At 64.1% G+C, this 16,111-nt stretch carries 22 protein-coding genes; all 22 read left to right on the top strand.

Features of this window, described 5'->3' with window-relative positions; translation table 11 throughout:
- Positions 1 to 30 precede the first annotated feature (30 nt).
- Positions 31 to 1,056 carry a phage major capsid protein, P2 family gene (locus tag DPV74_RS04220; RefSeq protein WP_059688427.1) on the top strand — a complete coding sequence of 342 codons (1,026 nt, stop codon included), beginning with the start codon at positions 31 to 33 and terminating at the stop codon, positions 1,054 to 1,056.
- Positions 1,053 to 1,739: a phage terminase small subunit gene (gpM, locus tag DPV74_RS04215; RefSeq protein WP_059688426.1), complete on the top strand. Its 687-nt coding sequence runs from the start codon at positions 1,053 to 1,055 to the stop codon at positions 1,737 to 1,739. The genes DPV74_RS04220 and gpM overlap by 4 nt, the downstream gene beginning before the upstream one ends.
- A 104-nt stretch (positions 1,740 to 1,843) precedes the next feature.
- Positions 1,844 to 2,326, top strand: coding sequence for a head completion/stabilization protein (locus tag DPV74_RS04210; RefSeq protein ID WP_060222669.1), 483 nt, complete (start codon positions 1,844 to 1,846; stop codon positions 2,324 to 2,326).
- Complete coding sequence (locus DPV74_RS04205; protein ID WP_060222668.1) at positions 2,326 to 2,538, top strand: tail protein X; 213 nt, start codon at positions 2,326 to 2,328, stop codon at positions 2,536 to 2,538. The genes DPV74_RS04210 and DPV74_RS04205 overlap by 1 nt, the downstream gene beginning before the upstream one ends.
- 2 nt (positions 2,539 to 2,540) lie before the next feature.
- Positions 2,541 to 2,915, top strand: a complete 375-nt coding sequence (locus DPV74_RS04200; RefSeq protein ID WP_119336581.1) for a putative holin — start codon at positions 2,541 to 2,543, stop codon at positions 2,913 to 2,915.
- Complete coding sequence (locus DPV74_RS04195) at positions 2,915 to 3,235, top strand: phage holin family protein (RefSeq protein ID WP_059688422.1); 321 nt, start codon at positions 2,915 to 2,917, stop codon at positions 3,233 to 3,235. Before DPV74_RS04200 ends, DPV74_RS04195 begins: the two co-directional genes overlap by 1 nt.
- Positions 3,228 to 4,031 carry an N-acetylmuramidase domain-containing protein gene (locus tag DPV74_RS04190; protein WP_119336580.1) on the top strand — a complete coding sequence of 268 codons (804 nt, stop codon included), beginning with the start codon at positions 3,228 to 3,230 and terminating at the stop codon, positions 4,029 to 4,031. Before DPV74_RS04195 ends, DPV74_RS04190 begins: the two co-directional genes overlap by 8 nt.
- Complete coding sequence (locus DPV74_RS04185) at positions 4,028 to 4,519, top strand: hypothetical protein (RefSeq protein WP_119336579.1); 492 nt, start codon at positions 4,028 to 4,030, stop codon at positions 4,517 to 4,519. The genes DPV74_RS04190 and DPV74_RS04185 overlap by 4 nt, the downstream gene beginning before the upstream one ends.
- Positions 4,516 to 4,923: a phage tail protein gene (locus DPV74_RS04180; RefSeq protein WP_119336578.1), complete on the top strand. Its 408-nt coding sequence runs from the start codon at positions 4,516 to 4,518 to the stop codon at positions 4,921 to 4,923. Before DPV74_RS04185 ends, DPV74_RS04180 begins: the two co-directional genes overlap by 4 nt.
- A gap of 4 nt (positions 4,924 to 4,927) precedes the next feature.
- Entirely contained in the window at positions 4,928 to 5,380 is a 453-nt protein-coding gene (locus DPV74_RS04175) for a phage virion morphogenesis protein (protein WP_119336577.1), read from the top strand.
- An 84-nt stretch (positions 5,381 to 5,464) separates the two neighbouring features.
- A complete protein-coding gene (locus DPV74_RS04170) occupies positions 5,465 to 5,941 on the top strand; it encodes a hypothetical protein (protein ID WP_155635806.1) in 477 nt (158 codons plus the stop codon).
- Positions 5,942 to 6,058: 117 nt separating this feature from the next.
- A complete protein-coding gene (locus DPV74_RS04165) occupies positions 6,059 to 6,766 on the top strand; it encodes a phage baseplate assembly protein V (RefSeq protein ID WP_059688416.1) in 708 nt (235 codons plus the stop codon).
- Entirely contained in the window at positions 6,763 to 7,128 is a 366-nt protein-coding gene (locus tag DPV74_RS04160) for a GPW/gp25 family protein (RefSeq protein WP_059688415.1), read from the top strand. Before DPV74_RS04165 ends, DPV74_RS04160 begins: the two co-directional genes overlap by 4 nt.
- Positions 7,125 to 8,030: a baseplate J/gp47 family protein gene (locus DPV74_RS04155; protein ID WP_119336576.1), complete on the top strand. Its 906-nt coding sequence runs from the start codon at positions 7,125 to 7,127 to the stop codon at positions 8,028 to 8,030. The genes DPV74_RS04160 and DPV74_RS04155 overlap by 4 nt, the downstream gene beginning before the upstream one ends.
- A complete protein-coding gene (locus DPV74_RS04150; protein WP_119336575.1) occupies positions 8,023 to 8,574 on the top strand; it encodes a phage tail protein I in 552 nt (183 codons plus the stop codon). The genes DPV74_RS04155 and DPV74_RS04150 overlap by 8 nt, the downstream gene beginning before the upstream one ends.
- 5 nt (positions 8,575 to 8,579) lie before the next feature.
- Positions 8,580 to 12,320: a phage tail protein gene (locus DPV74_RS04145; protein WP_240439920.1), complete on the top strand. Its 3,741-nt coding sequence runs from the start codon at positions 8,580 to 8,582 to the stop codon at positions 12,318 to 12,320.
- Between the two features lies 1 nt (position 12,321).
- The gene (locus tag DPV74_RS04140) at positions 12,322 to 12,753 is read left to right on the top strand and encodes a tail fiber assembly protein (protein ID WP_119336574.1); all 432 of its coding nucleotides are present in this window, start codon (positions 12,322 to 12,324) and stop codon (positions 12,751 to 12,753) included.
- Between the two features lie 63 nt (positions 12,754 to 12,816).
- Complete coding sequence (locus DPV74_RS04135) at positions 12,817 to 13,155, top strand: hypothetical protein (RefSeq protein ID WP_119336573.1); 339 nt, start codon at positions 12,817 to 12,819, stop codon at positions 13,153 to 13,155.
- A 149-nt stretch (positions 13,156 to 13,304) separates the two neighbouring features.
- Positions 13,305 to 13,490 (top strand): Com family DNA-binding transcriptional regulator, encoded by a 186-nt coding sequence (locus DPV74_RS04130; protein ID WP_081064874.1) that lies wholly within the window; start codon positions 13,305 to 13,307, stop codon positions 13,488 to 13,490.
- Positions 13,463 to 14,212, top strand: a complete 750-nt coding sequence (locus tag DPV74_RS04125; protein ID WP_119336572.1) for a site-specific DNA-methyltransferase — start codon at positions 13,463 to 13,465, stop codon at positions 14,210 to 14,212. The genes DPV74_RS04130 and DPV74_RS04125 overlap by 28 nt, the downstream gene beginning before the upstream one ends.
- A gap of 138 nt (positions 14,213 to 14,350) precedes the next feature.
- Positions 14,351 to 15,523 (top strand): phage tail sheath protein, encoded by a 1,173-nt coding sequence (locus tag DPV74_RS04120; RefSeq protein ID WP_119336571.1) that lies wholly within the window; start codon positions 14,351 to 14,353, stop codon positions 15,521 to 15,523.
- A gap of 28 nt (positions 15,524 to 15,551) precedes the next feature.
- Positions 15,552 to 16,061 (top strand): phage major tail tube protein, encoded by a 510-nt coding sequence (locus tag DPV74_RS04115; protein ID WP_060222653.1) that lies wholly within the window; start codon positions 15,552 to 15,554, stop codon positions 16,059 to 16,061.
- The last annotated feature ends 50 nt before the right edge of the window (positions 16,062 to 16,111 follow it).

Raw genomic sequence — 16,111 nt, 5'->3', positions numbered from 1 at the left:
CCCCACCACTCTTTCGCCAACGGAGAACCCATGCGGAACGATACCCGCGAGCTCTATTCCCGATACGTCGGTCGCATCCAAGAACTGAACGGCGTCAACGACGCAACGGTCAAGTTCTCGGTCGCGCCGAGCGTGCAGCAAACCCTCGAAACGAAAACCCAGGAATCGAGCGCGTTCCTGAGCAGCATCAACATCTACGGTGTGGCCGAGATGGAAGGCGAGAAGATTGGCCTCGGCGTGTCGAGCCCGATCGCGAGCCGTACCGACACGTCGAAGCAGGATCGACAGACCCGCGACGTCTCGTCGCTCGAGAGCCACCGCTATCGCTGCGAAAAGACCGACTACGATACGCATGTGCGTTACCAGCTTATCGATGCCTGGGCGAAGTTTTCGGATTTCCAGGCGCGCCTGCGCGACGTGTTCATTCGCCGACAAGCACTCGATCGCATCATGATCGGCTGGAATGGCACGAAGGTCGCGGCCGACACGAATCTTGCGGCAAACCCGCTACTGCAGGACGTCAACATTGGCTGGCTGCAGCAATACCGCGACAACGCGCCCGAACGCGTGATTCCCGGCGTCAAGATCGGCAAGGCCGAAGAATTCAAGAACCTCGATGCAGTGGTCGTCAATGCGACGAACGAGCTGCTCGATCCGTGGTTTGTCGAGGATCCGAATCTCGTCGTGATCTGTGGTCGCGAGCTGCTCCAGGACAAGTATTTCCCCATCATCAACAAGGATCAGCCGCCGACCGAAACGCTCGCGGCCGACGTCATCACGTCGCAGAAGCGCATCGGCAATTTGCCGGCCGTGCGTGTGCCGTACTTCCCGCCGCGCGCGCTGATGGTCACCCGTCTGGACAATCTGTCGATCTACTGGCAAATCGCCGCCCGCCGGCGTGCCCTGATGGACAACCCGAAGCGCGACCGCATCGAGAACTACGAAAGTTCGAACGATGCGTACGTGATCGAGGAATACGGTGCAGGCTGCGTCGTCGAGAACATCCAGTTCGTCGACATCGACCACGCTCCGGACGCTCCCAAGGCCGGCGCATGACGAACCGCTTCCGCCAGCATTTCCAACGCAGCGTTGCGGCGAAGGCCGCGCGCGGCGCGCCGGCGGGCGTCGGCACGCTGCGAGACGACTCGGCCTACACGCTGATGCTCGCGCAGCTCGACGACCACCGGCGTGCGTTGAAGGCCGTAGAGTCGGTCGAGCGCAAGGCCGCATTGAAGCGCCAGTTCCTGCCCGCGTATGACGCGTGGGTGGACGGCGTCCTGGCCGGCGGCGCCGGCGCCCAGGACGATGTCCTCATGACGATCATGGTGTGGCGCATCGACGGCGGCGACTACCAGGGCGCCCTCAAGATCGGCGCCTATGCGTTGCAGCACGGCCTCACGCTGCCCGACCAGTTCAAGCGCAGCACGCCCTGCCTGCTCGTCGAGGAATTCGCCGACGCGGCGCTGCGCGCGAACCGCGCGGGCGAATCGATCCAGGTCGAACCGCTCGTCGAGATTGGCCGGCTCACGGCCGATGCCGACATGCCCGACGAGGTGCGCGCGAAGCTGAACAAGGCGATCGGTTACGGCCTCACCGAGACGGATCCGCCGCGCGCGCTCGAGCACCTGCGCCGCGCGCTGCAGCTCTTCGCGAATGTCGGCGTGAAGAAGGACATCGAGCGGCTCGAGCGCGAGCTGAAGAACACGGCCGCCGGCGACCAGTCCGGCCCTGGCGGCTGACACCGAGCGTAGCCCACGCACCAGGCGGCACGGGGCCGAAGCCGGCACTGTCCGCGCGAAAGCCCCGTCCACCGCCTCCTTCTATTCACCAGACGAGCCCGATCATGTCCTTTGTCTCGACGCCCCCACTGCCACGCGCACCGGCGGAAGCGGAACCGGCGAAGCCGATCAAGAACGATCCGTTCTATCCCGATGTGGCGCTCGAGCAGGCACGCGACACGATGCGCCTCGACGGCACCGTGACGGACACACGCCTGCGCCACGAGCTGCTCGACGCGATCGCCAGCGTGAACGACGAGTTACGCGACACGCGCGCGACCTGGCAGGCCGCCGGCGCCGCTCGGCTCGCCGACGTGCCGGGTGACCAGCTCGACGGCGAAAGCGCACTGCTGCATCACTACCGCCGCGCCATCTACTGCCTGGCAAAAGCCTCGCTCATCGAGCGGTATCGCGACTACGACACAACCGGCGAAGGAGCCAGGCGCGCCGATGAACTCGAGCCGCAGGGTGACGAGCTGCGCCGCGACGCGCGATGGGCCATCAGCGCCCTGCTGCGCCGGCCGCGCGTCACGGTGGAGCTGATCTGATGGAAGTGCGCGCGCTGCAGGGCGAAACGGTTGACGGGCTTTGCTGGCGGGCACTCGGCCGCACGCGCGGCGTCGTCGAGCTCGTCTTGGATCTCAACCCGGATCTCGCACAGTACGGCCCGATCCTGCCTCACGGGCTGCTCGTCGAGCTGCCCGACGAAGTACCGCAAGCGGCGCAATCCAGCGCCGAGCGGCTCCAGTTATGGGACTGAAGATGGCTGAACCTATTTCCACGTCGTCCGCGACGGCCGCGGCGCTCGGCGTCGCAACGCTGTCGCTCTTTCCCGGCGTCGACGCCAACGTCGTCATGGGCGCTTTCGCCGGCTCGCTGCTGTTCGTCATGACCGCCGCGGATCCGTCGATCCCGAAGCGCATCGCGTTTTTCGTGATCTCGTTCGTCTCCGGTTGCCTCACGGCCGATCTGTTCGCGGCCGCGCTCGACGCCGTGCTGCCGACGCGCATCGAAGTGCACGCCGGCATCGGCGCGCTGATCGCCTCCGCGCTCGTCGTGAAGCTGCTGCTCTGGCTGATCGCCCAGGCCGACGCGCCCGATCGCCTACTCAACGCGTTCAGGGGGAAGGAAAAGTGATGCTCACGTACGTCTACGCCCTGCTCTGCGCGGCGCTCGCACTGCGCCTCGTGACATTCCGCCGCGGCACCGGCGCGCACCGGCCGCTCGCGTCGTGCCTGGCCTACGCGCTGGCCGTCGCTGCCGGCGCCGCGCCGATCCGCGCAGCGTTCGGCACGCTGCCGCCGGCGAGCCTCGGCGATACCTTCCTGGTCGCCGTTCTCTGCCTGGCCGTCTTCGGGGTGCGCGGCAACGTGGTCGAGCTGTTCCATTGCGGTGATCCGCGCGGGTCGCTGATCGCGCGCGTGCTGCAGTTCAAACTCTGGGGGCGCCATGTATAAGACCCTTCGCCTCGGCGACCGCGGCGCCGACGTCAGCTACCTGCAGCGCCAGCTCATCAACGCCGGCGCGCGCATAGACGCAGACGCAATTTACGGAAACGCGACTCGCGGCGCCGTCTTGGCGTTCCAGGCATCTCACGGCCTGGTCGCGGACGGAATTGCCGGCGCGAAGACCTGGTCAACTCTCGCGGCCGGCCAGCGCGATCCGCGGCACCTTACCGATGCGGATCTGCAGCGCGCGGCCGAGCGGTTGCAGGTAGACGTCGCATCGGTGCGCGCCGTCAACGAAGTCGAATCGCGGGGCTCGGGATTCCTCCCGGACGGGCGGCCCGTGATCCTGTTCGAACGGCACATCATGTACCGCCAGCTCGCGGCCGCTGGCATGGACGCCGACGCGCTCGCTGCAAGGTACCCCGCCCTGGTCAACCCGAAGCGCGGCGGCTACGCCGGCGACTCGGCGGAATATGGGCGCCTGGCGAACGCGCAGCAGATATCCGCCGCGTGTGCGCTCGAGGCGGCGAGCTGGGGCGCCTTTCAAATCATGGGCTTCCACTGGTCGACGCTTGGCTACCCCGACGTGTTCGCGTTCGTGGAGGCGATGAAGGTGAGCGAGGCCGAGCAGCTCGAGGCGTTCGTCCGCTTCATCCTGAACGACAAGACGATGCTCGCCGCGCTCCGGGCCAAGAAGTGGGCGAAGTTCGCCGAGCTTTACAACGGGAGGGCGTACGCCGAAAACCTGTACGACGTGAAGCTTGAGCGGGCATATGGCCGCTACAGCCAGGCGAAGGCGGCATGACCGGCACCGCGCGCGCCCTGGTCGTCTGCCTCATTGCGCTCTGCGCGGCGGCCGCCGCGATCGCGATTCAGCATGCGCGCCTGGTCGACGCCGGCGAGCATGCGGCCGACCTCGCGCGCCAGATCCATGACCGAACGGCGGAACGCGATCAGGCGCGCCTCAATGTCCAGGTCGTCACGAAGTACGTCGACCGCGTCCAGGTCGTCCGCGGCAAGGGCGACACGATCATCAAGGAGGTTCCTGTCTATGTCGATCGCGAAGCCGATCGTGCTTGCACTGTCCCTGTCGGCTTTGTGCGCGTGCACGACGCAGCCGCCACCAACGTGCAGGTTGGAGATCCCGGAAGCACTGATGCGGCCCCCGCGGGAATTGCACTCTCTGCCGTCGCCGGCACTGTCGCCGACAACTACACGACCTGTCACGAAAATGCCGAGCAACTGATCGCGCTGCAGGCGCGTCTGCGCGGGGCAGAGGAGTCGAAGCCATGAACAAGCCCGACAGCCTGCGCGCGGCGCTGACCGCCGCGATCCCCGAGTTCGCGCGCAATCCCGATCGTCTGCACGTGTTCATCGAACACGGCTCGATCGCGACCACGGCAGCGAACTCCCTGTCATTCGAGTACGCGTACACGCTCGACGTCGTCGTGACAGACTACGCTGGACACGCGGATCACCTCATCGTCCCGGTGATCGCATGGCTGAAGGTGAACCAGCCCGAGATGCTGCTCAACCGCGAGCTATGCCGCGACGGCTTCCGCTTCCAGGCCGAGCTGCTCGACAACGGCAAATCCGACGTCGAGATCCTGTTGAAGCTGACCGAACGCGTGGGTGTGCTCGAGAAGCCGGAAGGCTACGAGATCCGCCACTTCGCGGAACCGTCAATCCCAGGCTGACCGCATGGCCGATCGCCTCTCACGGGCCGAAGACTGGGCGGCCGGCCTGCTCGGCCAGCTCACGAGCCCGCAGCGCGCGCTCCTGGCGAAAGGGCTGGCCGCCGAGCTGCGTCGACGTCATTCCCGGCGAATCGGCGAGGCGCGTAATCCTGACGGAAGCCCGTACGAGCCGCGGAAGCCGCAGGCGCGCCGCAAGAAGGGGCGGATCCGCCGCGCCATGTTCGCGAAGCTGCGCACGGCGCGATTCCTGAAGACCGAGTCGAGCGCGGACGTGGCCGCACTGCACTTCACGAAACAGGTCGAGCGCATCGCGCGCGTGCACCAGGAGGGGCTACGCGATCGCGTGCGGCGCAACAAGGGGCCGATCGTGAAGTATCCCGCGCGCGAGCTACTCGGCCTGGCCGACGCGGATATCGATCGTATCGCTGACCTGGTTTTCGACTTTGTGGCGCAATAGGCCAGCCACACCCTGATGTACGTCATGTACTTGTTAGGAGGTTGACGACTTGTCAGAATGGCTATTCCATCGAAGGAGACCATCTTGGAAATTATCGACGCTCGAACAGTCGACGGAACATTTGAAGTCTTGCACCACGGTGTGAAGTTGAACCACCATGTCGACAAACTCCTCAGAACCATGGAAAGGGAATTAAGCGACAGCGCCTTCACTTCGAAGGGTGTGTCTGCCGTGGCGACGTTCGAGAACAGCACAATCGACATCCGTACGCCACACGGCAAAATAATAGGCATCGTGGAACACGTGCGCACCGATGGGAAGCTTGCCGCTCAAGCGACGTTTTTCGCCGTTCGAGTCTTGGCGGATGGTAAAACAACGGCGTCGCGGATCACGTCCCTGAACTTCGACGGGGGAGGTTTCATCACCGCGATCAACAAATCTGCCGTGACCGACCGCCCGCGCCTAACTGACGACGACATCATCTACGAGATCTGCCATATCGTGCTAACCGCCCTTCAGGACAAGCTCACGACAGTCAACACCGAAGACTTCTTCGCGTGATATCTGCTACGAAGTAGGAGCCCGCCGCATCGCAACCGGCGGGCTTTTTTGTTGTGCGCCTCCTCGCCACAACCACATCCGCGTGACCCTCTCCCGCGCGCGCGGCATCCTCGCCGCATGGATGATTTTGCCGACCTGAACCGCCGACTCGAGAGCATGCTGCGCGAGGGCACCGTGATCGACATCGATCACGATGTTCGCCGCGTTCGTGTGGAATCGGGCGGCCTCCAAACCGACTGGATCCGCTGGCTCACACCGCGCACCGGCAACAGCATCACCTGGGATCCGCCCTCACGCGGCGAGCCGGGGCTGCTGCTCTGCCCGTCCGGCGAACCGACGACCGCCCTCTTCCTCCCTGGCGTCTACTGCGACGGCCACGATGCGCCCAGCTCCAGCCCGACGCAGCACGTCCGCGTCTACCCCGACACCGCCCGCGTGACATACGACTTCGCCACGCACGCGCTTTCTGCCGAGCTGCCGGCTGGCGCAACCGTGCATGTCATCGCGCCCGGCAGCGTCACCATCGAAACCAACACTGCGACCGTCAAGGCGAAATCCGTCACGATCGACGCAGACGATACGACCGTGACCGGCGCGCTGCTCGTGAAGGGGCCGCTTACGTTCGAATCGGGCGCGACCGGCAAGGATGGGCGCGGCGCGGGCGGCGGTGGCTCCGTGATCGAAATTCAGGGTAGTGCGCACTTCACTGGCACGGTGACCGCGGACGTCGACGTACGGTCGCGGAATGTCAGCCTCGTGGAGCACCCGCACAAGGCACAAGGCGAATTCGCTACCACGTCGAAACCGATCCCGGGTGCCGCATGATCGGCATGAACGCACGCACCGGCCGCGCGATCGCCGGCCAGGCCCACATCGAGCAGTCTGTCGCCGACATCCTGTTCACGCCACTCGGCACGCGCGTGATGCGCCGTGAATACGGTTCGCTTCTTCCCGAGCTGATCGACGGCCCCGTCAATCCCGTGATGCGCATGCGCGTCATGGCTGCGACCGTCATGGCCCTTACCCGCTGGGAACCACGCATCCAGGTCAACCAGGTCGATTTCAGTAGTACGGGCATCGACGGCGGCGCCGTGCTCGAGCTGCAAGGCGACCGCACGGACGGGCCGCGTGCGGGCGCGTCCTTCTCCATTCGTCTGCCGGCGACGACCGGCCGAGGTGCGGCATGAGAACCACGCCGATCGATCTGTCTCAGCTCCCGGCCCCGGACATTGTCGAAGAACTCGACTACGAAACGATCCTGGCCGAGAAGAAGGCGCGCCTGGTGTCGCTGTACCCCAAAGAACAGCAAGCCGAGATCGCGGCAGCGCTCGAGCTCGAATCCGAGCCGATGGTGAAGCTGCTGCAGGAAGCCGCATACGAAAAAATGCTCCTGCTCGGGCTGATGAACGAGAAGGCGCGCGGCATTCTGCTCGCGTATGCGAAACGCACCACGCTCGAGCACATCGGCGCCCTCTTCGATGTCGACCGGCTGCTGATCTCGCCGGGTAACCCGGATCAGGGTATCGATCCTGTCTACGAGGACGACGACAGCCTACGCGAACGCATCCAGCTCGCGCCCCGCGGCTTCTCCGTCGCTGGCCCTACGGACGCGTACGTATTCCATACGCGCGCCGCTGATGGGCGCGTGAAAGCGGCCACCGCTTACAGCCCGTCGCCATGCGTGATGATCGTCACGGTTCTGTCGCGCGAAGGTGACGGCACGGCCAGCCAGGAGCTGCTGGACATCGTCAAGAAGACGCTCGAGAAGAAGCGGCCGCAGGCCGACGAGGTGATCGTGCAGAGCGCGAAGATCGTCAAGTACGCGATCCGCGCGACGCTGCGCTTCTTCGATGGCCCGGATCGCGCGGTCGCGCTCGCCGAAGCGCAGAAAAAGACGCAGCAGTTCGCCGAATCGATGCACCGTCCTGGTTCCGAGATTACGAAAGACGGCCTGTACGCGTCGATACGCGTCGCCGGCGTCCAGAAGGTGCTGCTCGAGACGCCGGCCGAAGGCGTGCCGATCGCAATCGACCAGGCACCGTATTGCACGGGAATCGTGCTGATGGATGGTGGGGTCGCGGATGACTAAGTTCGCCCCCTCCCTGCTGCCACGGAACGCGACGGCGCTCGAGCGGCGCCTGGCTGAAACCAATGCGGACGTTCTCGACATCCCGGTCGAGATTGACACGCTGATGGATCCCGACCGCATCCCGCTGCGCTTCCTCCCCTGGCTCGCCTGGCACATGGGCGTCGACACCTGGCGCGATGAATGGCCCGAGCAGGTGAAGCGCGCGCGCGTGAAATCCGCGATCCGAATCGCCCGCAAAAAGGGCACGGCCGACGCTGTTCGCGACGTCTGCGCGTCTTTCGGCGCGAACGTGGTCATGCGCGAGTGGTTCGAGAAAACGCCCCGAGGTGTGCCTGGCACATTCGAGATCGTGATGACGGTCGGTGCGCGTGACGGCGTGCCCGCCACGGCGCAGTACGTCAACGACATCCGGGCCGAGGTCGATCGCGCGAAGCGGGGAACGGCCCACTACACCTTCACGCAGGGCTTCAGCATGCACGGCTCGATCGGCGTCGCATGCGGCGTGCGCGCGGCCGTCTATCGCCGCCTTTCTCTCACGGACTAACCGACATGGCTGGAAACCTCATTTACATCACGGACGCCGGCCGCGCCGCACTGGTGGCACCCGGCAACACCGGAACCACTGCGCGCCAGGTCACGCAGATTGGCCTCGCCACGGCACCATTCGCGTACAAGCCGGACATGGCCGCATTGCCGAGTGAGCTGAAGCGCATCACCACGTTCGGCGGCGACACGGTTGCGAAGGACACGATCCACATCGTGATCCAGGACGACAGCGTCGACCAGTACAAGCTGTACGGGTTCGGGCTGTACCTGGACAACGGCGTGTTGTTCGGCGTCTATGTGCAGAACGATCCGATCCTCGAAAAAGCGCCGGCCTCGATGCTGCTGCTGGCTGCCGATACTGTGTTCGCCTCGATCGACGTGTCGAAACTGGTGTTCGGGTCGACGTCGTTCCTCAATCCGCCGGCGACTACCGAGCGCAAGGGCGTTGTCGAGCTGGCGACGCAAGCCGAAGTCGACGACGGTGCAGACGACACGCGCGCCGTGACGCCGAAGACTGCAGCGTCGCGTTATGCGCCGCTCGTGCGCCCGCAGCTCACCGGCCCCGTCAGCATCACGTCGACGTCGACCGACCAAGACGCGCAGCTCACCATTGCCGGGGCATCCGGCGCGTTGAATCGCGAGGCGAAGATCCGCTTTCACGGGACATTCGCAGCCGGAACGACGGACACCAACAAACGGTTCATTGCGTCGATGCGCGCCGGCTACGACGCCGGCACGTGGGGTCGTGAATATCTGGATTTCTGGATCAACCGCGCGCCGAACGACTCCAACAGCGACGCGAATCAGGTTCGCGCCATGCGGATCACGTACGGTGGTCGGATCGTCGTCGGCAATCGGAACGACGACACCGCGAATGCGTTTCAGGTCGGTGGCAATGGTGCCTTCAGTGGAGGAGTTTCCTCCGGCGGCCTCGACGCAGGTGGTGCGAACTTCCGGTTGATGAACAGCAAGGATGTGCTGCTGCGAAACGACGGATCGAATTTCTACGTGCTGCTCTCGAACGGCAGCGGATACGGTGCATCCTGGAACGACTTTCGGCCGATCACGGTCAACGTCGCCACCGGGGTCTTGTCGCTCGACGACACGGGGGCCGGAACGTACGTCGGCGGTCAGTTGAACGTCAAGGGCATGCTGAACCTTCGGAATGGCGGAAACGAAGGGCGCATGCTCATCGGTGCGAGCGGCGGGTACTTCTTCGGCAACGCGGCGCAAGCCGGGTTCTACCTCCCGTCCACGGGCGCGCTATTCGCATTCGATTTCACGAAGAAGAATCTGGTCGTCGGCAGTGGAAGCGAAGTGTGGCATGCAGGGAACCTGCCGAACCCGGCTCAAACGACCGGTATCACGATGTCCGGGCAGTTTCGCGCGGCGGAAGGTAGCGCGACAGAACCGGGCATTTCGTTCGTGAACGACGGCGCACCCGACACCGGCTTTTTCCATATTGCTGATGGTGTGTTTGGGGTGACAAACAACGGACGCGAGACCATGCGGTTCCTCGCGGGCGATGCCAATCGCGTCATCATTGGCCCGCCAGCCGACGATGGCAGTATGTTGCAGGTCGGAGGCAACGCCGTTACGCGCGGACTGCATCGATTCGGCAGCGGCAAGACTACAGCGTGGGCCAACAGCGACGCCGCCTGGAGTTACTTTCGCTCGAACGGGCACGTATCGATCGGCAGCGAGAGCCCAAGCGGCGTCCTGCAACTGGTTGCTGGCAATTCTGAAGTCGCGCGGTTCTATCCCGGTGGACGGATGACGCTTGGGGCAGCGGCCGACGACGGCGCAACAGTCCTGCAGGCTGCGGGCAATGCCCGCTTCACGGGGGAATTCCAGTCGAAGAGCGCGAACGGACTGCGTATCGTTTATGGCGACTTCGGCGTGTTTCTGCGAGCGGACGGGGCCAACGCGTTCCTCATGCAGACCGCCGCCAAGGATCAATACGGTGCAGGCAACGCCTTCCGCCCCTTCCAGTGGGGGCTTAACGACGGCGTCGTGGCAATCGATGGAACAGGCGCAGGCGCGAATTTCGGAGGCGCTGTCAACGTGGCCAGGGGTCTGTCGGCCGGTGGATCAGTCAAGGGGGTTAGCGGCGTCGGGGCGCTCATCGCGTCCAACGGTGGCGGGACAAACCAAACGTCGATCGTCCTACGTCGTGAAGGTGGCGCCGTCGATCAAAAGCAATGGGAACTCTTGCACGACGGTGCGGGTGGGTTTGGCATCCGCACCGTAAATGATGGGTATTCCGCTTCGCAGAACGTGCTCACTGTTTCACGCGGCGCCGGCTATTCCGCTGGAAATATGTTTCTGATGCCGAATGGGGGACGCGTATTGGTCGGCAACGCTGCTGATGATGGCTCGATCCTCAATGCAGAAGGACTGATTCGCGGGCGCGGCTATGCGGTCGACGGCGGATCGTCGTGGGCGACCATCTATTTCAAGAACGGCGCGAAGACGCGCTTCGCCTTCGGCAAGACGGACACGGATGATTTCGCCGTGACTGCATGGGCCGATGACGCCGTGGGCCAGAACCGAGTGTTCGAAATCTCGCGCGGAAATCAGGTCGTGAGCTTCATGAAGCGCCCCTCATTCGCTGGTGCGACGCCCTGGGACAGCATGAACCTCACCCCGCTCGACAAGAACGTCGGCGGCACGATGCAGGCAGCGCTGTACGTCCAGTCATACGGCGGATCGAAGAGTGGCTTCGAGATCGGCAACGGAGACGGCGCAGCATACGACAAGCACAACTTCGCGATGTTCGGCTGGAACGGTATGGGTATGAAAACCTATGACGGCTCAGTGAACGGTTTCTACGACTTCCGCACGGGCAAGTGGGACGTGAAAGGCGGGTTCTATGTGAACGGCGCGCGCGTATGGGATCCGTCTAATTTCGATCCCAACACACGCGTAAGTCGATACGGCGACACCATGACCGGCGACCTTCGCGTGCAACAGCCCGACACCAAGACTGCAAAAGGGCTGGTTCTGTCTCGCCCGAACGGCACTGGTTTGGGCTGGTTTCATGGCTCGATGCAGAACGGTGGAGAAGGCTATTCGGCGTGGGCAACTATGGACGCGTCCGGTGGGTGGAAGGCAAACGTAATCACGGTGACCGGGGCCGACAACTCCGCAACGATCCTCAACCTACGTACGCAGGGGCAATCCATCTTCAATGACCGCCTCGTTCTCAAGCGTGACGGTTGGGATGCCGATATCGGGCTTCGCGCGGCAGACGGCTGGAATACGTACTTGCGCGCGCGACGCGGCGGTGGTCTTGAACTCATCAACAGCGCATACAACAGCGTACCGGCGTTCTTCGAAGATAACGGGAACCTGCATATCGGCGGATCGACCTACCAGGGCGACGGCAACATCTGGATGCAGTGGGCAGGAAAGTATGTGAGTGCCCTTTTCGGCGGGAATCTTGATCTCTCATTCAACCGAAGTGGCAACGGCTTCTGGCGGCATCCAAGCGGTTTCATCATTCAGTGGGGCTATGTAGGCGGCGACATGGGCGAAGGGGCTCCGGGCGCGATCACGTTCCCCATTCGATTCCCCGGCGCGATCGTGAGCCTCAACGCTACGGGCTGCAACACGAGCGCCACGATTCAATCAGACGAGTGGGTTCAGGCCGTGTGGTGGAACAACGATCAATGGCAACCGTTCGTTCAATCGTCTGGATCCGGACGAATTACCGGCTTCTTCTGGACTGCAATGGGGTGGTGACATGGGACAAAAGTACGCACGACTGGACGATGAACGGCGCATCGTCTCCTTCTACGACGAGGCATTTCACTCGAAGGCTGAGATTCCAGAAGGAGTGGTCAAAATCAGTGACGACGACCATGCGGCGCTGCTCGACGGGCAGTCGCAGGGGAAGTGCATGGCGCTTTGTGAGCAGGGCCGGCCCGCGTTCGTCGAGCATCGGCCTCGCTCGATCGAGGAAGTTCTCGACGTCGCACGAAGGAAGCGGAAGCGCCTGCTCGATGAAAGCGATCGCATCGTCACGAGACATCGCGACCAGGTTGACGAAGGAATCGCCACCACTTTGACCGACGAGCAATACCGCGATGTCCTGCGGTATCGCCGCGAACTGCGCGACCTGCCCGACCAGGCCGGGTTTCCGAATATCGAATGGCCCGCTGCACCTGGCACGTAACAGTGCGCTGACGAGTTTGAACAACCGGGCATCCGCCCACTTTGACACTGAGAAGGGAACAACATGGCAATCAAGAAAGCACTCGTTCTGGATTCGACCGGCGCGCCGGTGAGCTACCACGTCGTGGGCAACGTATCGATCGATGCAACGACGAAAGTGACGATCGCGACCGTCCAGAGCTACGTCTCGGAAGAAGCGTTCAAGGCGGGCAAGCTTCCGCTGCAGGGCGGTCAGTCGATTTCCGTTTCGGGTATGCCGAAAGACAACGAGGGCGCGTTCGCGTATGTCCAGAAGCGCCTGGTCGAGCCGAAGCCCGAGGGCGACAGCAAGACTACCGACGTGCCGGCGCCCTACGGCACGTTCGACCGGTATATGTTCGCCGATGGGGAGATCGTCACGTAACGCGACGTAGGAAGGAAAGGACGCGGCGACGTGCGAGATGCAGGAACATCTTGCACGCCCCGCACCCGCAGAGCAGACCTGCAGGATTGGCCAGGGCCGCGACACCTCTCGAGAGGCGCCGGCATCCTAGCACAAGCAGGAATCACGCAATGCAAGACATTCGCTGCGGAAGCTGTAACCGCAAACTCGGCGCCGGCGAGTACATCCGGCTCAACATCAAATGCCCGCGCTGCGGCGCGATGAACGTCATGAGGGCCGAGCGCCCCTTACCCGCAGGCCACCGAGCCTCCGACAAGGGATTCACCCCATGCAACACACCATCCCCGCGGAATTGATCAACCGCCTGCACCGTACCGACGCGCTGAACGTCATGCGCGAGCTGCCCGACAACAGCGTCGACCTGGTCTTCACGGATCCCCCCTACTCGTCGGGCGGCACGCACACAGCGGCACGCACGCAGTCACCATCGAAAAAATACCTTGTCAGCCAGTCGCAAGACCTCTATCCGGAGTTCCACCACGACAACAAGGATCAACGCTCGTGGACGTTCTGGTGCATGACCTGGCTCGCTGAGGCATACCGCGTCTGCCGCAACGAGGCGCATCTGGCGTGCTTCGTCGACTGGCGCCAGCTCCCGAGCCTGACGGACGCCATCCAGGCGGCCGGGTTCACCTGGCGCGGCGTCGCCGTATGGGACAAAACCGGCGGCCGCACTCGCCCGCGCGCGGGCGGCTTCGCGCAACAGTCCGAGTTCCTGGTCTGGGCCACGAAGGGCGCCGTGCGCCGCGCCGACGTGTATCTGCCCGGCGTATTCGCTGAACGACTCGCGCATCCGAAACGCCACATGACCGAGAAGCCGTCGCAGCTCGCGCGCGACGTCGTGCGCCTCGCGCCTGCTGGCGGCGTCGTCCTCGATCCGTTCGCCGGGTCGGGCACGTTCCTCGCCGCGGCGAAGAGCGCCGGCCTGAACTGGATCGGTTGCGAACTCGAGCCCGCGTATCACGAGATCGCGCGCGCGCGCCTGGCCGAACTCGACGAGCTGCCGGCGGCCGCGTAACTACTGCTGCAGCCGCCGGCGGCGATCGCGCGCGCCGGCGGCTGTTTCGGTTGTGCCGCTTCCGTGTACAACCTCCCGCACGTGATCTCCGCGCGCGCGAAGGGCAATCTTTCAGGACGCTCACTTCCGGGAGATTGCATGCCTAACGATTACCACCACGGCGTACGCGTCATCGAGGTCGATGACGGAACGCGCCCCATCCGAACGGTCAGTACGGCCGTGATCGGCATGGTCTGCACCGGCGACGATGCCGATGCGTCCACCTTCCCCGAGAACCGTCCGGTTCTCATCACGAACGTCCAGTCCGCGATCGGCAAGGCCGGCACGAAGGGCACGCTCGCGCGCTCCCTCGACGCGATCGCAGCGCAGACTTCGCCCGTGATCGTTGCCGTGCGCGTGCCGAGCGGCAAAAGCGCCGACGAGACGAATTCGGCCGTGATCGGCGGGGCGACTGCTGACGGCCAGTACACCGGCATGAAGGCGCTGCTCGCGGCCAACACCAAGCTCGGCGTGAAGCCGCGCGTGCTCGGCTGTCCTGGCCTCGATACGCTGCCGGTCGCGACCGAACTGGCGACCATTGCGCAAAAGCTGCGCGGTTTCGGCTACGTCAGTGCGGGCGACTCGAAAACGAAGGAGGACGTGACCGCGTACCGCCAGAACTTCGGGCAACGCGAGCTGATGACGATCTGGCCGGACTTCGTGAACTGGAATACCTCGAAGAACGCGGAAGACATCACCTGGGCGACGGCCCGCGCGCTCGGCATGCGCGCGAAGATCGACGAAGAGATCGGCTGGCACAAGACGATCTCCAACGTGCCCGTCAACGGCGTCACCGGCATCAGCCGCGACGTGTTCTGGGATCTGCAGGATCCGAACACTGACGCGGGCTACCTCAACAGTCACGACGTCACGACGCTGGTGAACGCAGACGGCTACCGCTTCTGGGGCTCGCGCACCTGTTCCGCCGACAAGCTGTGGGCGTTTGAGAACTACGTTCGCACCGCGCAGGTGATCGCCGACACGATGGCCGAGGCGCATATGTGGGCGGTCGACAAGCCCATGAGCCGAACGTTGATCCGTGACATCGTCGACAGCGTCAACGCGAGGTTCCGCTCGTGGAAAACCGCCGGCTACATCATCGACGGTCAATGCTGGTTCGACCCGGCCGCCAACGACAAGGATTCGTTGAAGGCCGGCCAGGGCTTCCTCGACTACGACTTCTGCCCGGTTCCGCCGCTCGAGGATCTGACGTTCCGCCAGCGGATCACCGACCGCTACCTGCTCAAGTTCGCGGAAAGCATCGCCGTCTGACGGCGCCCGCTCACCATAGGAAATCGCAATGGCTCTGCCATCCAAACTGAAGGCTTTCAACGTGTTCGAGGACGGCGTCTCGTACGTCGGCCAGGTGCCCGAGATCGAGCTGCCGAAGCTGTCGCGCAAGATGGAGGAATATCGCGGTGGCGGCATGAACGGCCCGGTCGATATCGACCTTGGCAACGAGAAGCTCGAACTCGGTGTGACGATGGGCGGCTTCGTCGCTGCCACGTTCAAGACTTGGGGCACGTCCAAGCACGACGGTGTCACCGTGCGCTTCGCCGGCGCCTACCAACGCGACGACACCGGCGATGTTGACGCCGTCGAGGTGTACGTGCGCGGGCGCTACAAGGAGATCGAGCAAGGCACTGCGAAGGCTGGCGACAACGCCGAGCAGAAGGGCTCGATGTCCCTCTCGTACTACCGGCTGGTCGTAAACGGCGAAACGCTCGTCGAGATCGACTTCGTCAACTTCGTCGAAATGGTCGGCGGCGAGGATCGCCTGGCGCAGCAGCGCAGCGCAATCGGCCTGTAATCGCATTGGCGGGCCAGCTCACTGTGCCCGCTAACCCCTCTCCTACCAGG

The organism is Burkholderia sp. HAN2018 (assembly GCF_024704855.1).
Taxonomy (GTDB): domain Bacteria; phylum Pseudomonadota; class Gammaproteobacteria; order Burkholderiales; family Burkholderiaceae; genus Burkholderia; species Burkholderia cepacia.
Note: the sequence above shows the minus strand (reverse complement) of the source record. Positions and strands in the feature narration are given on the sequence as shown.

Bases quoted from the DNA above. Each gene is read 5' to 3' on its own strand.
- DPV74_RS04145 (WP_240439920.1), top strand. From the start codon at position 8,580: ATGGCTGGAAACCTCATTTACATCACGGACGCCGGCCGCGCCGCACTG.
- DPV74_RS04150 (WP_119336575.1), top strand. From the start codon at position 8,023: ATGACTAAGTTCGCCCCCTCCCTGCTGCCACGGAACGCGACGGCGCTC.
- DPV74_RS04200 (WP_119336581.1), top strand. From the start codon at position 2,541: ATGGCTGAACCTATTTCCACGTCGTCCGCGACGGCCGCGGCGCTCGGC.
- DPV74_RS04210 (WP_060222669.1), top strand. From the start codon at position 1,844: ATGTCCTTTGTCTCGACGCCCCCACTGCCACGCGCACCGGCGGAAGCG.
- DPV74_RS04220 (WP_059688427.1), top strand. From the start codon at position 31: ATGCGGAACGATACCCGCGAGCTCTATTCCCGATACGTCGGTCGCATC.
- DPV74_RS04130 (WP_081064874.1), top strand. From the start codon at position 13,305: ATGCAAGACATTCGCTGCGGAAGCTGTAACCGCAAACTCGGCGCCGGC.
- DPV74_RS04140 (WP_119336574.1), top strand. From the start codon at position 12,322: ATGGGACAAAAGTACGCACGACTGGACGATGAACGGCGCATCGTCTCC.
- gpM (WP_059688426.1), top strand. From the start codon at position 1,053: ATGACGAACCGCTTCCGCCAGCATTTCCAACGCAGCGTTGCGGCGAAG.
- DPV74_RS04190 (WP_119336580.1), top strand. From the start codon at position 3,228: ATGTATAAGACCCTTCGCCTCGGCGACCGCGGCGCCGACGTCAGCTAC.
- DPV74_RS04195 (WP_059688422.1), top strand. From the start codon at position 2,915: ATGCTCACGTACGTCTACGCCCTGCTCTGCGCGGCGCTCGCACTGCGC.
- DPV74_RS04115 (WP_060222653.1), top strand. From the start codon at position 15,552: ATGGCTCTGCCATCCAAACTGAAGGCTTTCAACGTGTTCGAGGACGGC.
- DPV74_RS04155 (WP_119336576.1), top strand. From the start codon at position 7,125: ATGAGAACCACGCCGATCGATCTGTCTCAGCTCCCGGCCCCGGACATT.
- DPV74_RS04165 (WP_059688416.1), top strand. From the start codon at position 6,059: ATGGATGATTTTGCCGACCTGAACCGCCGACTCGAGAGCATGCTGCGC.
- DPV74_RS04175 (WP_119336577.1), top strand. From the start codon at position 4,928: ATGGCCGATCGCCTCTCACGGGCCGAAGACTGGGCGGCCGGCCTGCTC.
- DPV74_RS04135 (WP_119336573.1), top strand. From the start codon at position 12,817: ATGGCAATCAAGAAAGCACTCGTTCTGGATTCGACCGGCGCGCCGGTG.
- DPV74_RS04125 (WP_119336572.1), top strand. From the start codon at position 13,463: ATGCAACACACCATCCCCGCGGAATTGATCAACCGCCTGCACCGTACC.
- DPV74_RS04185 (WP_119336579.1), top strand. From the start codon at position 4,028: ATGACCGGCACCGCGCGCGCCCTGGTCGTCTGCCTCATTGCGCTCTGC.
- DPV74_RS04180 (WP_119336578.1), top strand. From the start codon at position 4,516: ATGAACAAGCCCGACAGCCTGCGCGCGGCGCTGACCGCCGCGATCCCC.
- DPV74_RS04205 (WP_060222668.1), top strand. From the start codon at position 2,326: ATGGAAGTGCGCGCGCTGCAGGGCGAAACGGTTGACGGGCTTTGCTGG.
- DPV74_RS04120 (WP_119336571.1), top strand. From the start codon at position 14,351: ATGCCTAACGATTACCACCACGGCGTACGCGTCATCGAGGTCGATGAC.
- DPV74_RS04160 (WP_059688415.1), top strand. From the start codon at position 6,763: ATGATCGGCATGAACGCACGCACCGGCCGCGCGATCGCCGGCCAGGCC.